Source organism: Streptomyces pseudovenezuelae (assembly GCF_029892565.1).
Taxonomy (GTDB): Bacteria; Actinomycetota; Actinomycetes; order Streptomycetales; family Streptomycetaceae; genus Streptomyces; species Streptomyces pseudovenezuelae_A.
In genome coordinates this window covers 128310-144857 of record NZ_JARXVH010000002.1, presented here as the reverse complement: position 1 = coordinate 144857, position 16548 = coordinate 128310, and the positions used below count along the sequence as shown (strand labels likewise).

Annotated in this window: 15 protein-coding genes; 7 read left to right on the top strand and 8 right to left on the bottom strand. The window is 70.6% G+C overall.

Annotation, left to right across the window (positions count from 1 at the left end; genetic code table 11):
* Positions 1-14 precede the first annotated feature (14 nt).
* On the bottom strand, positions 15-1469 hold the full coding sequence (locus M2283_RS05420) for an aldehyde dehydrogenase family protein (RefSeq protein WP_280874866.1): 1455 nt from the start codon (positions 1467-1469) through the stop codon (positions 15-17).
* Positions 1470-1593: 124 nt separating this feature from the next.
* On the opposite strand from M2283_RS05420, the gene M2283_RS05415 reads away from it, so the two are divergent.
* Both M2283_RS05415 and M2283_RS05410 read left to right on the top strand, forming a co-directional pair.
* A complete protein-coding gene (locus M2283_RS05415; protein WP_280874865.1) occupies positions 1594-2031 on the top strand; it encodes a MarR family winged helix-turn-helix transcriptional regulator in 438 nt (145 codons plus the stop codon).
* A 208-nt stretch (positions 2032-2239) separates the two neighbouring features.
* Positions 2240-2620 (top strand): anti-sigma factor antagonist, encoded by a 381-nt coding sequence (locus M2283_RS05410; RefSeq protein ID WP_280874864.1) that lies wholly within the window; start codon positions 2240-2242, stop codon positions 2618-2620.
* 6 nt (positions 2621-2626) lie between these two features.
* Here the strand turns inward: M2283_RS05410 and tuf are convergent, their stop codons facing one another.
* On the bottom strand, positions 2627-3820 hold the full coding sequence (gene tuf / locus M2283_RS05405) for an elongation factor Tu (protein WP_280874863.1): 1194 nt from the start codon (positions 3818-3820) through the stop codon (positions 2627-2629).
* A 55-nt stretch (positions 3821-3875) separates the two neighbouring features.
* Entirely contained in the window at positions 3876-4829 is a 954-nt protein-coding gene (locus tag M2283_RS05400) for a ribose-phosphate diphosphokinase (protein ID WP_280874862.1), read from the bottom strand.
* A 210-nt stretch (positions 4830-5039) separates the two neighbouring features.
* Here M2283_RS05400 and M2283_RS05395 point away from each other — a divergent pair, with 210 nt between their 5' ends.
* The 3 genes from M2283_RS05395 (at position 5040) to M2283_RS05385 (ending at position 7850) form a co-directional block, all read left to right on the top strand.
* Positions 5040-5702 (top strand): DUF4230 domain-containing protein, encoded by a 663-nt coding sequence (locus M2283_RS05395; RefSeq protein WP_280874861.1) that lies wholly within the window; start codon positions 5040-5042, stop codon positions 5700-5702.
* 92 nt (positions 5703-5794) lie between these two features.
* Positions 5795-6409, top strand: coding sequence for a VanZ family protein (locus M2283_RS05390; RefSeq protein ID WP_280874860.1), 615 nt, complete (start codon positions 5795-5797; stop codon positions 6407-6409).
* A gap of 178 nt (positions 6410-6587) precedes the next feature.
* Complete coding sequence (locus tag M2283_RS05385; protein WP_280874859.1) at positions 6588-7850, top strand: ricin-type beta-trefoil lectin domain protein; 1263 nt, start codon at positions 6588-6590, stop codon at positions 7848-7850.
* Positions 7851-7895: 45 nt separating this feature from the next.
* Here the strand turns inward: M2283_RS05385 and M2283_RS05380 are convergent, their stop codons facing one another.
* Positions 7896-8132 carry a hypothetical protein gene (locus tag M2283_RS05380; RefSeq protein WP_280874858.1) on the bottom strand — a complete coding sequence of 79 codons (237 nt, stop codon included), beginning with the start codon at positions 8130-8132 and terminating at the stop codon, positions 7896-7898.
* A gap of 67 nt (positions 8133-8199) precedes the next feature.
* On the opposite strand from M2283_RS05380, the gene M2283_RS05375 reads away from it, so the two are divergent.
* Both M2283_RS05375 and M2283_RS05370 read left to right on the top strand, forming a co-directional pair.
* Positions 8200-9222 carry a PHP domain-containing protein gene (locus tag M2283_RS05375; protein ID WP_280874857.1) on the top strand — a complete coding sequence of 341 codons (1023 nt, stop codon included), beginning with the start codon at positions 8200-8202 and terminating at the stop codon, positions 9220-9222.
* A gap of 294 nt (positions 9223-9516) precedes the next feature.
* Positions 9517-10479 (top strand): SDR family NAD(P)-dependent oxidoreductase, encoded by a 963-nt coding sequence (locus tag M2283_RS05370; protein WP_280874856.1) that lies wholly within the window; start codon positions 9517-9519, stop codon positions 10477-10479.
* 59 nt (positions 10480-10538) lie between these two features.
* On the opposite strand, the gene M2283_RS05365 is transcribed toward M2283_RS05370, so the two are convergent.
* From M2283_RS05365 to M2283_RS05350, 4 genes are all read right to left on the bottom strand, one after another.
* Positions 10539-10772, bottom strand: a complete 234-nt coding sequence (locus M2283_RS05365) for a hypothetical protein (protein WP_280874855.1) — start codon at positions 10770-10772, stop codon at positions 10539-10541.
* Positions 10773-10830: 58 nt separating this feature from the next.
* Positions 10831-12120, bottom strand: coding sequence for an ROK family transcriptional regulator (locus M2283_RS05360; RefSeq protein WP_280874854.1), 1290 nt, complete (start codon positions 12118-12120; stop codon positions 10831-10833).
* Between the two features lie 108 nt (positions 12121-12228).
* A complete protein-coding gene (locus M2283_RS05355) occupies positions 12229-13194 on the bottom strand; it encodes a phosphotransferase family protein (RefSeq protein WP_280874853.1) in 966 nt (321 codons plus the stop codon).
* 26 nt (positions 13195-13220) lie between these two features.
* Positions 13221-16454, bottom strand: coding sequence for a cytochrome P450 (locus tag M2283_RS05350; RefSeq protein ID WP_280874852.1), 3234 nt, complete (start codon positions 16452-16454; stop codon positions 13221-13223).
* Positions 16455-16548: the final 94 nt, after the last annotated feature.

Genomic DNA, 16548 nt, shown 5'->3' with positions numbered 1-16548 from the left:
GCCTTCAGGCGTGTTCAGTCGAGCGAGACGACGACGGACTTGACCCTGGTGTACGCGCCGAGCGCCTCGGGGCCGTACTCGCGGCCGAAGCCGGAGTCCTTGACGCCGCCGAAGGGGACCGCGGGGTCGAGCATGGCCCAGTCGTTGATCCAGACGATGCCCGCCTGCAGCCGGTCGGCGATGCGGTGGGCGCGGGCGAGGTTGCCGGTCTGGATGCCCGAAGCCAGGCCGTACGGCGTGGAGTTGGCGAGCGTGACGGCCTCGTCCTCGGTGTCGAAGGGCTGCACGGTCAGGACCGGGCCGAAGACCTCCTCCTGGACGACCCGGGAGTCGTTCGACAGGTCGGCGATCACCGTGGGCTTGTAGTAGTAGCCGCCGTCCAGGTCGAGCCGCTCGCCGCCGCAGACGATGCGGGCGCCCTCCTTGCGGGCCAGGTCGACGTACTCCTCGACCTTCTTGAGGTGCTTCTCCCCCGCCATCGGTCCGACGACGGTCTCGGGCAGCCTCGGGTCGCCGACCGGTACGCCCGGGACGGCCTCGGCGAGGATGCCGAGCAGGGTGCTGTAGACCGAACGGGCCACCAGCAGTCGGGGGCCGCCCATGCAGAACTGCCCGGTGTTGAAGACGAAGGCCTTGATGACCGCGCCGACCGCCTTCTCCAGGTCGGCGTCCTCGAAGACGAGGTGGGCCGCGTTGCCGCCGAGTTCCATCGTGACCGGCTTGAGCGCCTCGCCTGCGGTGCTCGCCACATGGCGGCCGACGGCGGTGGAGCCGGTGAAGGCGACCTTGTCGACCCCGCGGTGACGCAGCAGTGCCTCTCCGGCCACCGGGCCGGTTCCGGTGACGACGTTGACCACGCCGTCCGGGACACCGGCCTCCTGGAACAGCCGGGCCATGTAAAGCGCGCTGAGCGGGGTCTCGTCGGCCGGCTTGTGCACCACCGTGTTGCCGGCCGCGAGCGCGGGGCCGATCTTCGAACCGGCAAGGATCAGTGGGAAGTTGAAGGGGGTGATCGCGGCGACGACGCCGAGCGGCTCGCGCTTGGTGTACGCGAGGGCGTTCATGGGTGTGTCGCGGACGGCGCCGTCCAGGGAGTAGGCGAGGGCGGCGAAGTACTCGTAGTCGTTGGCCGTGTTGGTCACGTCCACGGCGCGGCACAGCGTGATGGGCTTGCCGACGTCCAGACTCTCCAACTCGGCGACCTCGTCCGCCCGTTCGCGGATCAGCTCGGCGACCCGGTGCAGCACCCGGCCCCGCTCGCGGCCGCTCAGCCCGGACCACCCGCCGCCGTCGAATGCCTCCCGCGCCGCCCGTACGGCCGCGTCCACATCGGCAGCGCCCGCCTCCGCGACGGTGGTGACGACCGCGCCCCGGGAGGGGTCGACCACCTCGATGCGGGCTCCGTCCGCGGCCTCGCACCACTGTCCCGCGACGAACAGCCGTCCGGGTTCGATCTCGAAGGCGGTCATCACCACTCCTCAGCCTCATCGCCAAGATTGCTAAGTCTTCAACCAACAGGATTCCTGTTGGTTGACCGTCTGGTCCGCAGTCTGATTACAGACAGGTTTCCTGTCAATGTTCTAGGCTGAACCCATGGTCGGCAACCAGGCAACGAAGGCACCCCCGTCCCTGCTCTACATGGTCAAGCAGGTGGAACTCGCCGCGCGCTCCCGCCTCGACGACCTGGTCAGGTCGTCCGGGATCACGGCGCTGCAGTACACCGCGCTGACCGTCCTGGAGCGGCACGACGGGCTGTCGGCGGCCCAGCTGGCCCGCGACTCATTCGTCACCGCCCAGTCCATCGCCGATCTCGTACGGTCTCTGGAGGGCCGCGGGCTGATCCGCCGCGAGCGCAATCCGCGCAACCGCCGCGAGCTGCTGATCCTGCTGACCGAGGAGGGGCGCGACCTGCTCGGGCGCTGCGCCGGGCCGGTGCGGGAGCTGGAGGAGCGGATGGTGAGCGACCTCACCCCGCACCAGACGGAGCAGCTCCGCCAGGCACTCTCCAAGGCCTGGCACGCACTCTCGTAGACTCGTCGCTCCAATTCGAAGACATATGTCAATCGAACATGCTCAAATTCACTCGATCGAGGGTAACTTGCAGAGCGGGGAACGGATTTGCGCTCGCTCGGGAGCCCGGGGCAGGGCTGCACTCGTACGCTCGCTGCACGATGTCACCCCAGACCCCGGTGGCCTGCGGTCCCCGCCGCAGTCGGAGCAGGTTGGAGGCGATGTCGTCGTGCCGCAGGAACCTGCGCCGCCCACCCCCCATCTGCGCGTGCACGAGGACCGCGGACACACGGTCGTGGAGTTGCACGGCGAGATCGACATCGCCGCCGCCGTGGAGATCGGTCCGCATCTGGACCGGGTGACGGCGCGCCCCGACGTCCGGCTGGTGATCGACCTCCGGGACGTCGAGTTCTTCGACTGCTCCGGACTGCGGCTGCTGTACCGGGCCCGCGCCCGGATCCTGGACCACGACGGCGAGCTGCGTCTGGTCTGCACGCACGCCCTGACCCTGCGTGTCATGCGGGTCACCGGGCTCACCCGGCTGCTGCCGCCGCACGCCACCCTGGACGCGGCCCTGGGCCAGCCCGAGGCCACGTCCGGTTCCGTGTGAGCGCCGCTACTTGAGGATCTTGGTGACCTGACCGGCGCCGACCGTCCGGCCGCCCTCGCGGATGGCGAACTTCAGGCCCTCCTCCATGGCGATCGGCTGGATCAGCTGCACGTTCATGGTCGTGTTGTCGCCCGGCATGACCATCTCGGTGCCCTTGGGCAGCGTCACCACACCCGTCACGTCGGTCGTGCGGAAGTAGAACTGCGGACGGTAGTTGTCGAAGAAGGGCGTGTGCCGGCCGCCCTCGTCCTTGGACAGGATGTAGGCGCGCGCCTCGAAGTCCTTGTGCGGCGTGACCGATCCGGGCTGGATGACGACCTGCCCGCGCTCCACGTCCTCGCGCCTGACCCCACGCAGCAGCAGTCCGACGTTCTCGCCGGCCCGGCCCTCGTCGAGCAGTTTGCGGAACATCTCGATGCCTGTGACGGTGGTCTTCGTCTTGTCCTCGTGGAAGCCGATGATCTCGACCTCGCGGTTGACGTGCAGGGTGCCGCGCTCGATCCGGCCGGTGACGACGGTGCCGCGACCGGTGATGGTGAACACGTCCTCGATCGGCATCAGGAACGGCTGATCCACGTCCCGCACCGGCTCGGGCACGAACTCGTCGACCGCGGTGAGGAGTTCGAGCACCGAGGCGGTCCACTCCGGGTCGCCCTCCAGGGCCTTGAGTGCGGAGACCCGCACCACCGGGAGGTCGTCGCCGGGGAACTCGTACTCGCTCAGCAGCTCCCGGACCTCCAGCTCGACGAGCTCCAGGATCTCCTCGTCGTCCACCATGTCCGTCTTGTTGAGGGCGACGACGATGTACGGCACACCCACCTGCCGGGCCAGCAGCACATGCTCTTTGGTCTGCGGCATCGGTCCGTCGGTGGCCGCGACGACCAGGATCGCGCCGTCCATCTGCGCGGCCCCGGTGATCATGTTCTTGATGTAGTCCGCGTGCCCCGGGCAGTCGACGTGCGCGTAATGCCGGCGCTCGGTCTGGTACTCCACATGGGCGATGGAGATCGTGATGCCGCGCTGCCGCTCCTCGGGCGCCTTGTCGATCTGGTCGAACGGCGTGTACGGGTTCAGATCAGGGAACCGGTCGTGCAGGACCTTCGTGATGGCCGCCGTGAGCGTCGTCTTGCCGTGGTCGATGTGACCGATGGTGCCGATGTTCACATGCGGCTTCGTGCGCTCGAACTTCGCCTTGGCCACTGCAACCCCTCCTGAGCATCCGTGTGCCGCCGAGCGTCGCTCCGCTCCCTCATGTCTATTCGTTCGGCGGCGCGTCGAACAGGGCGCTGACCGACTCGCCGTTGTGAATGCGGCGTACGGCCTCGGCGAGTGCCGGGCCGATGGACAGGACCCGCAGCTTCTCCGTGCGCTCCTCCTCGGGCACCGGCACGGTGTTGGTGCAGACGATCTCCAGTACGTCGGGCTGCTCGCCGATCCGCTTGAGCGCCCCGTCCGCGAACAGACCGTGCGTACAGGCGACCCGGATCGAGCGCGGCCCCAACTCCCGCAGCCGCTGGAGGAGTTCCAGCACCGTGCTGCCCTTGGCGATCTCGTCGTCCAGCACGATGACGTCCCGGTCGGCCACGTCGCCGATGACGGAGCTGATCGACACCCGGTCGTCCTCGAACCGCTGTTTGGCGCCGGCCGCCACCTGGGCGCCGATCAACCGCGCGAACGCGGCGGCCTCCTTGGCGTTGCCGAGGTCCGGGGAGACCACGGTGGTCCGGGACAGGTCGTACTGCCGGAAGTGCACGGCCAGTTCACGCAGGGCGTGCAGATGGTCGACCGGGACCGAGAAGAAGCCGTGCACCTGCGGCGCGTGCAGGGTCATGGCCAGCACCCGGCTGGCGCCCGCCGCCACCAGCAGGTCGGCGACCAGGCGTCCGCCGAGCGAGATGCGGGGCGCGTCCTTCTTGTCGGAGCGCGCGTAGGAGTAGTGCGGCATGACGACGCTGATCCGCCCCGCCGACGCCCCGCGCGCCGCGTCGCACATCAGCAGCAGCTCGACCAGGTGCTCCTGGACCGGCTTGACCAGCGGCTGGATCAGAAAGACGTCCCGTTCCCGGCAGTTGGCCTGGAGCTGCACCTCCAGGCAGTCGTTGGCGAACCGGCTGACCCGGGTCGGACTGAGCGGCACACCGAGATGCGCGCAGACCTCCGCCGCCAGATCGGGGTGGGCACTGCCGCTGAACACGGAGATGTCTCGCACGGTCCGCTCCTCGCATGATCAATCCGGGGGTCGGCCTCATGCTACTGACCACGGAGAACGGGCCGCCGCACGCCGCCGACGCGCAGGTAGGGAGGGGTGCGTCCGCCGGTGCGCCCCCACGTGCCCCAGGCGCGTGTCCCGATACGGCAACAGGGCGGTCTGACAAGGCTTTTGGGGGGCATCCGGTCACTAGGAAGGAGGGCCGTCACCATGACGACTCCCATCAGGCGCGTGTCCCGGCGGATGCCGGGCTGGGTCAAAGCGGTGTGCGCCGTAGTACTGGTGCTCGCGGTGTTCTTCATCGGGGTCACGCTGAGTGTGATCCCCGGTCTGAAGGACCTGTTCGGTACGGAGACGACCGACCGCTCGGGACCCACCCTGCTGCAGTCCATTCAGGACATGAGCCGCTACGACGCCGCGTCCGGCAACTTCCAGGTCGTCGTGGACCTGGAGAAGGACACCAAGTACCTGCCCGACGCGATCCGCGGCTCCCGCGTCCTGTACGTGGGCGCGGGCACCGTCGAGGCCTATGTCGACCTCGGCAAGGTCGGCAAGGACGACGTGACGGTCAACAAGGACCGCACGTCCGCCACGCTCAACCTGCCGCACGCGGCCCTGGGCAAGCCCGCCCTGAACCCGGACCGCTCCTACGCCGTGTCCAAGCAGCGCGGGCTCCTGGACCGACTCGGCGATTTCTTCTCGGACAACCCCAACAGTGAACAGGCCGTGCAGAAACTCGCGGTCAAGCACATCGGCGACGCGGCCAAGGACAGCGGCCTGACCAAGCGCGCCGAGACCAACACCACCGACATGCTCGAGGGTCTGCTGCACTCCCTCGGCTTCAAGGTGGTGCACGTCACCTTCGCATCCTGATCCTCTCCGGATCGGGGCGGGCGCACGGCATCCTCGGAGGGTTCGCGGGTAACCGCCCTTCCACATCAGAGTGTTGAAGACCGGAGGACTGAATGGCCCGGACAGTCGTACGACCGCGCGCCGGCTGGCGTCTGCGTTCCGCCAAGACTGAGGGCGAGGAGCAGCCGGCCACCGTCGAACGGCATGTCGTGCCCTTCCCGATCCGCCTCCTGGCGATGCTGTGCGCCTTCGGGTTCATGGTGGCGTTCGCCGTGGTGCTGGCCCGGCTGACACTGGAGCCGTCGCCCGCGTCGACGGCTCTCGTGCACACCAACCTCCATCCGGGCCGCTCGCTGAAGGCCTATCTCGACCAACCCGCCCTGCGGGACGCCGTCAAGCAGATCGGCGGCAACGTCGTGCTCGGCATCCCGTTCGGCGTCCTCATCCCCGTCCTGGCCCCGAAGGCCCGCGGGCTACTGCGCGTGCTCCTGCTGACGGCCGTCGTCATGCTGCTGGTGGAGTTCGCCCAGGGCGCGCTCATCACCGGCCGCGCCTTCGACATCGACGACGTCATCCTCAACACCAGTGGCGCGCTGATCGGTTACCTCCTGCTGGGCCGGCGGATGGGCCGGGTCGTGCACGCGCGCAGGCGCCAGCCGCGCAAGGTGAGGTCGGCCCAGCGGAGGGCGGAGAAGGAGAAGTCGGCGAAGGAGTCGAAGGGGGCCTAGCCCTCCGACGTGCGGGGGAACGGAATCCGGCCGTCCGGGTTCTTGATTGTCAACAATTGGTCCGTACCAAAGTATTGACTCCCCCTTATCTCACTCCTTAAATCAACAGGCGAAGCCTTCACCCCCCCACTCGGTCGGCTCACCTCTGTGCTCGGCCGCCGTACGGAAGGACAGAGACGTGGCCTCCCCACGCCTGCTCCGCAGATGCCTGTTCGCCGCCTTGTCCGCCGTGCTGGTCGCGTCCGCCGCGACCGGCGCGGCGCACGCGGATCCATCGGATGTCTCCGCCTCAGCCTCGGACGTCTCCGCCGCCGCGACGGTGTTCTCCGACACCTTCGACGGTGCCGCCGGCAGCGCCGTCAACTCCTCCAGGTGGTCGCTGGAGACCGGCGACAACGTCAACAACCACGAGCGCCAGTACTACACGTCCGGCGCCAACAACGCGGCCCTGGACGGCCAGGGCCACCTGGTGATCACGGCCAAGAAGGAGAACCCGGCCAACTACCAGTGTTGGTACGGGACTTGTCAGTACACCTCGGCCCGGATGAACACCTCCGGGAAGTTCAGCGCGCAGTACGGGCATGTCGAGTCCCGGATGAAGATCCCGCGCGGGCAGGGCATGTGGCCCGCGTTCTGGATGCTCGGCACCGACATCGGCTCGGTCGGCTGGCCCAACTCGGGTGAGATCGACGTCATGGAGAACGTCGGCTTCGAGCCCTCCACGGTCCACGGCACCATCCACGGCCCCGGCTACTCCGGCTCGGCCGGCATAGGCGCCGGCTACACCCTGTCGAACGGCCAGGCCTTCGCGGACGCCTTCCACACCTTCGCCGTGGACTGGGCGCCCAACTCGATCAAGTGGTCGGTCGACGGCGTCGTCTACCAGACGCGCACGCCCGCCGACGTGGGCGGCAACACCTGGGCGTTCAACAAGCCGTTCTTCCTGATCCTCAACCTCGCGGTCGGCGGCTACTGGCCCGGCGACCCCAACAGCTCCACGGCCTTCCCGGCCCAGCTGGTGGTGGACTCGGTCTCGGTGACCACGAGTGACACGCCCTCCGGCGGCGGGGCGATCAGGGGCCTGGCCGGCAAGTGCGCGGACGTCGCCGGGGCGAGCTCCGCCAACGGCACCGCCGTACAGCTCTACGACTGCAACGGATCCGCCGCCCAGCAGTGGACGGTGGGCTCCGACGGCACGATCCGCGCGCTCGGCAAGTGCCTGGACGTGACCGGCGGCGCCACCGCCGACGGCACCACGACCCAGCTCTACGACTGCAACGGCTCCGCCGCCCAGAAGTGGGCCGTCAGCTCGGCCAACGACATCGTCAATCCACAGGCCAACAAGTGCCTGGACGTGACCGGCAACAACTCCGCCAACGGCACCCGGCTGCAGATCTGGACCTGCTCGGGCGCCGCAAACCAGAAGTGGACGGTCGGCTGACCCGAAGCCGACGACCCAGGGCCTGATCCGGCGGTCAGGCCCTGGCTAGCGCAGCCGCCAGGTGAACTTGTCGCCGCCGACCCACCGCACCACCTCCGGATCGTCCATGTCATGGACCGTGATGCCGAAGACGGCGGCGACCTCCAGCACGTCGGTGACGGCTTTCGCCTCGCCGACCACCAGACCGTCGATCTCCACGATCCGGAACGGCGGTGTGCCCGGCTGCACCCCGAGAACCAGGATCCGCGGGTGGGAGATGTGCGGGCTCGCGATTTCGGTCATGAAATAGAGCGTAGATAGCTCATTCCGGAGTCGCGAATCTGCCGATTCATCCCCCTAGGAGGCCGCCGTGGATCCCCTGGACGCACTGGACCGGATCTCTTTCCTGCTGGAGCGGTCCCTGGCGCCGACGTACCGCGTCCGCGCCTTCCGCGGCGCCGCCCGGGTGCTGGCGGACCTGCCCGAGGACGAGATCCGCGAGCGGGCGGCCGCCGGGACGCTGGAGTCCCTCAAGGGCATCGGCCCCAAGACGGCCCAGGTGGTGCGCGAAGCGCTCGCCGGGCAGGTGCCGGAGTACCTGGCGAAGCTGGAGCAGGCCGAGCCCGAACCCCGTCCCCGTGGCGGGGAGCGGCTGCGAGAGCTGCTGCGCGGGGACTGTCATCTGCACTCCGACTGGTCCGACGGCGGCAGCCCGATCGAGGAGATGGGCCGCACGGCGGCCCGCCTCGGGCACGACTGGGCGGTGCTCACCGACCACTCCCCCCGGCTGACCGTGGCCAACGGCCTGTCGCCCGAGCGGCTGCGCGAGCAGTTGGACGTGGTGGCGGAGCTCAACGTCTCCTGGGCGCCCTTCCGGCTGCTCACCGGGATCGAGTGCGACATCCTCGACGACGGCTCCCTGGACCAGGAACCTGAGCTGCTGGAGCGCCTCGACGTAGTCGTGGTCTCGGTGCACTCCAAGCTGCGCATGGACGCCCGCTCGATGACCCGCCGCATGGTGGCCGCCGTACGCAATCCGCACGCGGACATCCTCGGGCACTGCACGGGGCGGTTGCTCATCGGGCGGAACGGGGGTTCCGCCCGTCCGGAGTCGGAGTTCGACGCGGACGAGGTGTTCGCCGCGTGTGCCGAGTCGGGTACGGCCGTGGAGATCAACAGCCGTCCGGAGCGGCTGGATCCGCCGCGGCGACTGCTGCGGCAGGCCGTCGACGCCGGAGTGCTCTTCTCGGTCGACACCGACGCCCACGCGCCCGGCCAGCTGGACTGGCAGATCCTCGGCTGCGCACGGGCGGAGGAGTGCGCGGTGGCCGCCGAACGGGTGGTGAACACGTGGTCGGCCGAGGCGCTGCTGACCTGGAGCCGAGAGCGGTGACACACGTCACCCCGAATCCGGACGCGGCCAGGAACACCACGGGGAGGTTGCCCGTTGAACAACACGTGGGTGCGGATGGGACAGTGTCCCCGGGCCTCACCTTTTGCCCACAGGGACGATCGTTCGGCTGAAGCCCTGTGGAGCCTTTCGCCGAGAGGCGACCGCCATCCGTGCCCACCCTTTGGCCGCCCCGACCGTGATTCCCCCGTCCGGTCGGGGCTTCCCCATGTCCGGGGGGCGGTCGCGCCGGTTCCGCTTGACTTCGAGAGCACTCCAATCCGTAGCGTTTCGGACATGACCACTGCACAGCACAGGATCGGATCCGGTTTCGGCGCCACCAGCACCGCCGACGAGGTCCTCAAGGGCATCGACCTGACCGGAAAGCTCGCGATCGTCACCGGCGGCTACTCGGGCCTCGGCCTGGAGACCACCCGCGCGCTCACCGACGCGGGCGCCCATGTCGTCGTCCCCGCGCGCCGCCGGGCGACCGCCGAGGAGGCGCTGGCGGGCCTCGACGGCGTCGAGGTGGACGAGCTGGACCTCGGGGACCAGGAGAGCGTGCGGGGCTTCGCCGAGCGCTTCCTGGCCTCCGGCCGCACGATCGACATCCTCATCGGCAGCGCCGGGATCATGGCCTGCCCCCAGACGCGCGTCGGACCGGGCTGGGAGGCCCAGTTCGCGACGAACCACCTCGGCCACTACGCCCTCGTCAACCGGCTGTGGCCGGCGATAGAGCCGGGCGGCGCCCGCGTCGTCTCCGTCTCCTCCCGTGGCCACCACGCCGCCGGCATGCGCTGGGACGACGTGCAGTGGACGCACGGCTACGACAAGTGGGAGGCCTACGGCCAGGCCAAGACCGCCAACGTCCTGTTCGCCGTCCACCTCGACCGCCTCGGCCGTGACGCCGGGGTCCGCGCCTTCTCGCTCCACCCGGGCGGCATCCTCACGCCTCTCCAGCGGCACCTGGCCAAGGAGGAGATGGTGGAGCGCGGCTGGATCGACGCCGACGGCAACCCGCTCAAGCCGGAGGGCTTCAAGTCCCCGGAGCAGGGCGCGGCCACCCAGGTGTGGGCGGCCACCTCGCCCCAGCTGGACGACCTCGGCGGCGTCTATCTGGAGGACTGCGACGTCGCCGAGCCCGCCCCGGCGGACGACGAGCGGGTCGGCGTCAAGGCCTGGGCGACGGACCCCGAGCAGGCGGCCCGCCTGTGGGATCTGTCGGCGGAACTGACCGGCGTGAACGCCTTCGCCGTCTGACGACGTTCATGTTCTGACGACAGGGATCGATGCCCTCCGCCGTCATGCGCCGCGTCGGCTCAGGCGGAGGACTCGTCCGGTGTCGGGTGTTCGGGATGGACCGTCGCGGGGCGCGCGGCGCCCTGCCGGCCCGTGCCCGCCTCGTCGGTGTCGGGGACGTCCTCGGCGGCGCCGTCCCAGGCGTCCGCGCCGGGGGCCGCCTCCCAGGGGTCCTCGCCCTCGCGCGCCTGCTGGTCGGGCAGATCCCGGGGTACGGGCCCGCCGTCCGGACCCTTGTGGTGTTCGTCGGCCACGGTGCACTCCTTCGGTCGTCGAGGGACGCGGGTACCTGCCCGGCGGCCGGCCGAAACCTCAGTGCGGAGCGCGTTCCTCAAGTGCCGTGCGCCAGGCGGGCGCCGGACCCTCGGGCTCCGGCTCGACGCGTCGGCCGCCGCGGGCGAAGAAGTCCGCGAGCGGCAGGATCGCGGCACCGACGGTGACCGCGTCCGGGCCCAGCAGGCCGAGCTCGACGGTCACCTTCTCCGCCGGATAACGCAGCGCGTACGACATCGCGTGCCGGCGTACGGCGGGCAGGAAGCGGGAGCCCAGCTGGAGACCCGCCCAGCCGCCGATCAGGATGCGCTCGGGCTGGAAGAGGTTGATCAGGTCGGACAGGCCCGCGCCCAGGTACTCGGCGGTCTCCTCCAGGACGGCGAGCGCCACCGGGTCGGCCTCCGTGCCCTCGGCCGGGTAGGCGGCGGCGAGCATCGCGGTCATCGCGGTCTCCTCGTCGGTGCCCTCGGGGGGCCGGCCGCCCTCGTCGCGCCACCGGTCGAGCAGGGACTCCGCGCCCGCGTAGGCCTCCAGGCAGCCGAGGGCGCCGCACCGGCACCGGCGTCCCCTGACCCGTACCGTCAGATGCCCCCACTCGACCGCGCGGCCGTGCTCCACCTCGGGGGTGACCAGGCAGGCGCCGACGCCGGAGCCGAACAGGACCACGATCGCGTTGCGCGCGCCGCGTCCGCCGCCGAACCACATCTCGGCCTGGCCGAGGGTCTTGGCGCCGTTGTCGATGAAGTACGGGACGGCGTCCGGGAGTTGGGAGGTCGAGCGCAGCAGGCTCTCCAGCGGGACCGCGTCCCAGCCGATGGTCTGCCCGTGCACGACGGCCCCGCGCTCCGGGGTGCGTTCCACGATGCCGGGGACGCCGATACCGACGCCGAGGAGCTGCTCGGGGTCGATGCCGGCGGCGGCGAGCACCTCGTCGACGCCGTCGCGGATGTGGCCGACGATCACTTCGACCTCGTAGCGCTGCTTCGCCAACGGGCGTTCGGCACGGGCGAGTTCGGTGAGGGTGAGGTCGAACAGCTCGATGCGCACCCGGGTTTCGCCGACGTCGACGCCGATCATGTGGCCGCTGCCGGGGGCGACCCGCAGCAGCGTGCGGGGGCGGCCGCCGTCGGAGTCGACGCTGCCGGCCTCCTCGACCAGTCCGTCGGCGATCAGGTCCGCGACCACATTGCTGACCGAGCCGGAGCTGAGTCCGGTCGCCGGGCCGAGTTCGAAGCGGCTGAGGGGTCCGTCGAAGTAGAGCCGCTGGAGCACGGCCGTGCGGTTGGCTCGCCTGAGGTCCCGCACCGTTCGCCCGTTGCGCCCCGCCATGTGGCTCCCTTCTAACCCGGTTCGACCTGCAACATACCCCTCGGAGCAGGCCCGGCGCGACTTTCGACCAACCCTTAGTTCACGTAGTGAGGTAAGACAAGGGGGAAGTCAGGACGTAGTGCGGAGCTCTTCGATATGGTCCAGCGCCGCGATGAGTTCTGGGGCGACCGCATCCTGGACCCAGCTGTCGGGTCCGGTGTCCCCGCCGCGCGGGACCACTTCGGTGAGCATGATCAGGTAGAGGTAGGCGCGGTAGAGCGCGAGCCGCAGCAGTGCCGGGACGTCGAACTCGGCCCGGCCGCCCGCCTCCCGGTAGCCCGCGAGGAACGCCTCGTCCTTCCTGATGTCACCCAGCAGCGCCAGGGAGACGAAGTCGGCGAGCGGGTCGCCCCACAACATGCGCTCCCCGTCGATCAGCCCGCCGATGCTCGCGCGGGGCGTCGAGCGGTCCACCAGGATGTTGCCCGGCCACAGGTCGAAGTGGACGAGGCTCGGGGCGGTGACCTCGTCGAGCGCGTCGTACGCGGTCCGCAGCGTGCGGGCGATCTCGTCGACGGGGCGCGGCAGTCGGGGCCGGTAGCGGCGTGCGTCGTCGAGGACGGCGTCGAGCATGCCGGTGAAGGCCGCTCGCCAGTCGGGGGCGAGCGGGCCGAGGGCGCCGGACGGATAGCCGAAGCCCGGTCCGGTGACACGGTGCAGACGGGCCACCAGGCGGCCCAACTCCGTGCGCAGGTCCACCTGTTCGTCCGCGTGGAGAAAGTCGCCCCAGGGCCGGCCGGGGCAGACGGTCATGAGCAGCCACGGTCCGCCGGCCGCCACGACGCGCGGGGCCGGTACGTCCGCGTGCGCCGCCCCCTCGTAGAACTCCGCCTCCGAGACGAGGAGTCGGCGTTCGTGGTGCAGGCCCTCGGTGTCCGGGGCGACCTTCAGGATGTAACGGGCGCCGTCGGTGAGGCGGAGGTCCTCGACGGAGTTGTAGGTGCCGCCGGTCAGGGGGGTGAGGCGGGCGAGCCGTTCGGGTGGGATACCGGCCGCCTCCAGTACGCGTCGGGCCCGTTCCCAGGTGTCCGTCACTGTGCGCCCACCTCTCCCCGTTCGGTTCAGCCGGCGGCGTACACGTCCTCGACGTAACGTCCGTCCGTGATCAGTCCGTTGATCCAGTTGTCGGCCGCCGTCCCGTCCGCGCCGGGCGTGCGGTTGCGGTACAGGGTACGGAACGCGTCCCGCACACCCGGTGCCATGCGTGATCCGTCACCGCAGACAAGGACGCGGGCCCCGGCGCCGAGCAGGTCCCAGACCTCGTCGGACTCGGCGGCGATGCGGTGCTGTACGAAGGTCACGCCGCCCGCCGGGACGGTGCTGAAGGCCGGCCGGAGGGAGACGGCTCCGGCGGTCTCGGCGGCGCGCAGTTCCTCGGCGTGCAGGAAGTCCGCGTCGGGCGCGTTGCAGCCGAAGTAGCAGAGCGCCGGGGCGAGTTCGGTGCCGGTGGCACGGGCGGCGGTGCGGTAGGCGACGGCACCGCGGAAGGGCGCGAGGCCCGTGCCCGCAGCCACCATGATCAGCGGGGTCGAGGTGTCGCCGGGGTCGATACGGAAGGCCTCGCGGCAGGGCTGGATCCGGGCGTACAGGGTGTCGCCGGGCTCGATGTCGGCGAGATAGCCCGACCCCGTACCCCGGTAGACGCCGTTGCCGGAGCGGGCGGGGGCCTCCAGCAGGGAGACCATCAGGTCCACGTGGCCGGGGTCGACGGCGGGCGAGGAAGAGACGGAGTAGTGGCGGGGGCGCAGCGGGGTGAGGATCTCCAGGAGTTGCGGCCAGGTCAGGGTGGAGCGCAGCGCGGGGTGGTCCTCGATCACCTCGACGAGGGTGCGCGGGTCGTCGGCGGTGAGCGCGGCGAGGGTGGCCCTCTCGGGCGGGCAGGGGTTGGCGGCGGCGAGCGCGGCCAGCTGGGCCGGGGTCGGCCTCTCCTGCAACTCGGCGTGGCGCGCGAGCAGTCGACGTACCGTCAAAGGCCGGTCGACCGCGAGTCCGTCGCGGCGCGGGCGGGTCGCGCGGATGTCCAGGACGGCTTCCGGGTCGACGCCGAGTGCGGTGACGGCGCGGGCGACGAGGGCCGGGGCGTTGACGGGCAGGACGGTGAGGTGGTCGGCCGTGCGGTAGGCGGTGCCGTCCGGGAGGGCAACGCGGACCAGGCGCTTGCGGCGCGGGTGTCCGGGGGCGGTGAGGTCGCGGGCCTCGGTGACTGTCATGGGGACGAGTCCGTGCCGTTCGGCGAGGGCGTCCAGGGGGCCGCCGGTCAGCGTGCGGACCTCGTAGGCGACCGTGGGTTCGTCGTCGGCCGGGGCGGCGGCGTCCGGGTCGCCGTACTCCTCCAGCAGGGCCGTGCGCAGTCGGGTCGTGAACTCCCTTACGGAGCCGGTGAGATCGCCGGAGGCGTCGGCGGCGACGCGGTCGACGAGGCGGGCGGCGCCCAGTTCGGCGAGGCGCTCGTCGATCCGGGTCGGGAAATACTGGTAGGTGGCCGCCCAGTTGCGGTCACCGACGCCGAGGAGGGCGTAGGTGACGTCGGTCAGCTCGTGCGTCTCCTCCAGCCAGGCGTCGAAGGCGGTGGCGTCGTCGGTGGGGCGGCCGTTGTAGGAGGCGGCGGTGATGACGACGGGCCGGTCGGTGGGCAGGCCGCCGCTGAAGGCGTCGAGGGACGCGACCTCGGTCTCGCAGCCGATCTCGGCCGCCTCGTCGGCGAGTTGGGCGGCGAACTCGCGACAGGTGCCGTAGTTGCTGCCGTGCAGGAAGAGGGCGCGGGTGCCGGGGCGGACGCGGGCGGGGAGGGTGTCCGGGGCGGACACGGCCTCCGATGTCGCGGGCATCACGCCCGGGAGCGGGCCGTGTTCCCGGTCGGCGGCCGTACGCGGGGTCAGGGTCAGGGTGAAGCCCTCGGGCTTGAGGGTGAGGGTCTCCTTCACCTGCAGCGCGTAGTCGGCGTGGTCGTGCAGCCGGTAGCGGTGGACCAGCATGGCCAGCATGGCCAGCATGGCCAGCATGGCCAGCAGCATGGTCGCCTCGTGCAGCGCGAACTGCCGCCCGATACAGGCGCGTTCACCGGTACCGAAGGGCTTGAAGGCGTGCACCGAGCGCGCCTCCTCGGCCTCCGGGGTGAACCGCGAGGGGTCGAACAGCTCGGGGTTGTCGCCCCAGACGGGCTGCCGGTGCAGCATCGGCGCCAGCACGGTGACGGCCTGCCCGGCACGCAGCGGGATCCGCCCGCCGAGCAGCGTGTCCGCCAGCGCGTGCCGGCTGAAGGCGGCGGCCGTCGGCCACAGCCGCAGCGCCTCGTTGAGCACCTGGCGGGTGTGCGTCAGCCTGCCGACCTCCTCGTACGTCGGCTCGGGGTCGGCCCGGTCGCCCCACAGCGCGTCGGCCTCACGCTGGACGAGCCGCAGCGCGGTGGGGTCCTTGGCGAGGTGGTACAGCGCGAAGGACATCGCGCCGGAGGTCGTCTCGTGCCCCGCGATCAGGAAGGTGATGACCTGGTTGCGGATGTTGGCGGTGTCGAGCCTGCTGCCGTCGACGGGGTGGCGGGCGGTGAGCATCAGCCCGAGCAGGTCCTCGGCATCGCCCTCGGCGCCGGCTCCTGTTCCGGTGCGGGAGGCGATGACGTCGTCGACGACCTGGGCGAGGTAGGCCGAGTCGTCCCGGAAGGCCGCGTCGGCGGCGGAGTGGTCCTCACCCGGGGTGCGGGCGAGCCGGTTCATGCTCCACTCCAGGCAGCGGACCATCGCCTCGACGAACGGGTGGGGCTCGTCCCGCCCGAACGACCCGAAGTCATAACCGAACCCGGCCAGCCCGATGGTGTCGAGAGTCATCCGGGTCATGTCGTCGGGCACGTTCACCGGTTGCCCGGTGCCGGCGGACCGGTCCCAGGAGGCGATGAGCCGACGGGCCACCTCCAGCATCACGGGGTGGTAGGTACGCATCGAGCCCAGCGCGAAGGCGGGCATCAGGATGTCGTGCGCCCTGGCCCAGTTGGGCTCGTCGTTGTACGCCGTGAACAGCCCGTCGGCCGCGAACTCCCGCACGTTCTCCAGAGCCGGCCCGACATGCTTGGCGAACCGCTTCTCGTCGGCGAGGTCGGCCACCAGGTCGAGATCGCCGACGAAGAGCGTCTCCCGCCCGTGCAGCCGCCGCACGAGCACCGGCCCGTGCTCCCGCATAAGGGCCATGACCTGCTGGATCGGCGTGCGGCCGGGTCCGGTGGCGGTGACGTCGACGACGGGAACCCCGGAGGGCGTGTGAGGGGCGTCGGAAGTGTGGGGGTGCAGTGCGGTGGGGGGCATGGCGCGACAACTGCCTTTCGCGGTACGGGAGTACTGCGATCCAGGTTGGTCGACCGGGGGCGGCGGCCTGTGCCGGTGCACTACATGATTGTGC

Coding starts and splice junctions, on each gene's coding strand:
- M2283_RS05415 (WP_280874865.1), top strand. CDS start 1,594: ATGGTCGGCAACCAGGCAACGAAGGCACCCCCGTCCCTGCTCTACATG.
- M2283_RS05420 (WP_280874866.1), bottom strand. CDS start 1,469: ATGACCGCCTTCGAGATCGAACCCGGACGGCTGTTCGTCGCGGGACAG.
- M2283_RS05390 (WP_280874860.1), top strand. CDS start 5,795: ATGGCCCGGACAGTCGTACGACCGCGCGCCGGCTGGCGTCTGCGTTCC.
- M2283_RS05350 (WP_280874852.1), bottom strand. CDS start 16,454: ATGCCCCCCACCGCACTGCACCCCCACACTTCCGACGCCCCTCACACG.
- M2283_RS05370 (WP_280874856.1), top strand. CDS start 9,517: ATGACCACTGCACAGCACAGGATCGGATCCGGTTTCGGCGCCACCAGC.
- M2283_RS05380 (WP_280874858.1), bottom strand. CDS start 8,132: ATGACCGAAATCGCGAGCCCGCACATCTCCCACCCGCGGATCCTGGTT.
- M2283_RS05360 (WP_280874854.1), bottom strand. CDS start 12,120: ATGGCGGGGCGCAACGGGCGAACGGTGCGGGACCTCAGGCGAGCCAAC.
- M2283_RS05395 (WP_280874861.1), top strand. CDS start 5,040: ATGACGACTCCCATCAGGCGCGTGTCCCGGCGGATGCCGGGCTGGGTC.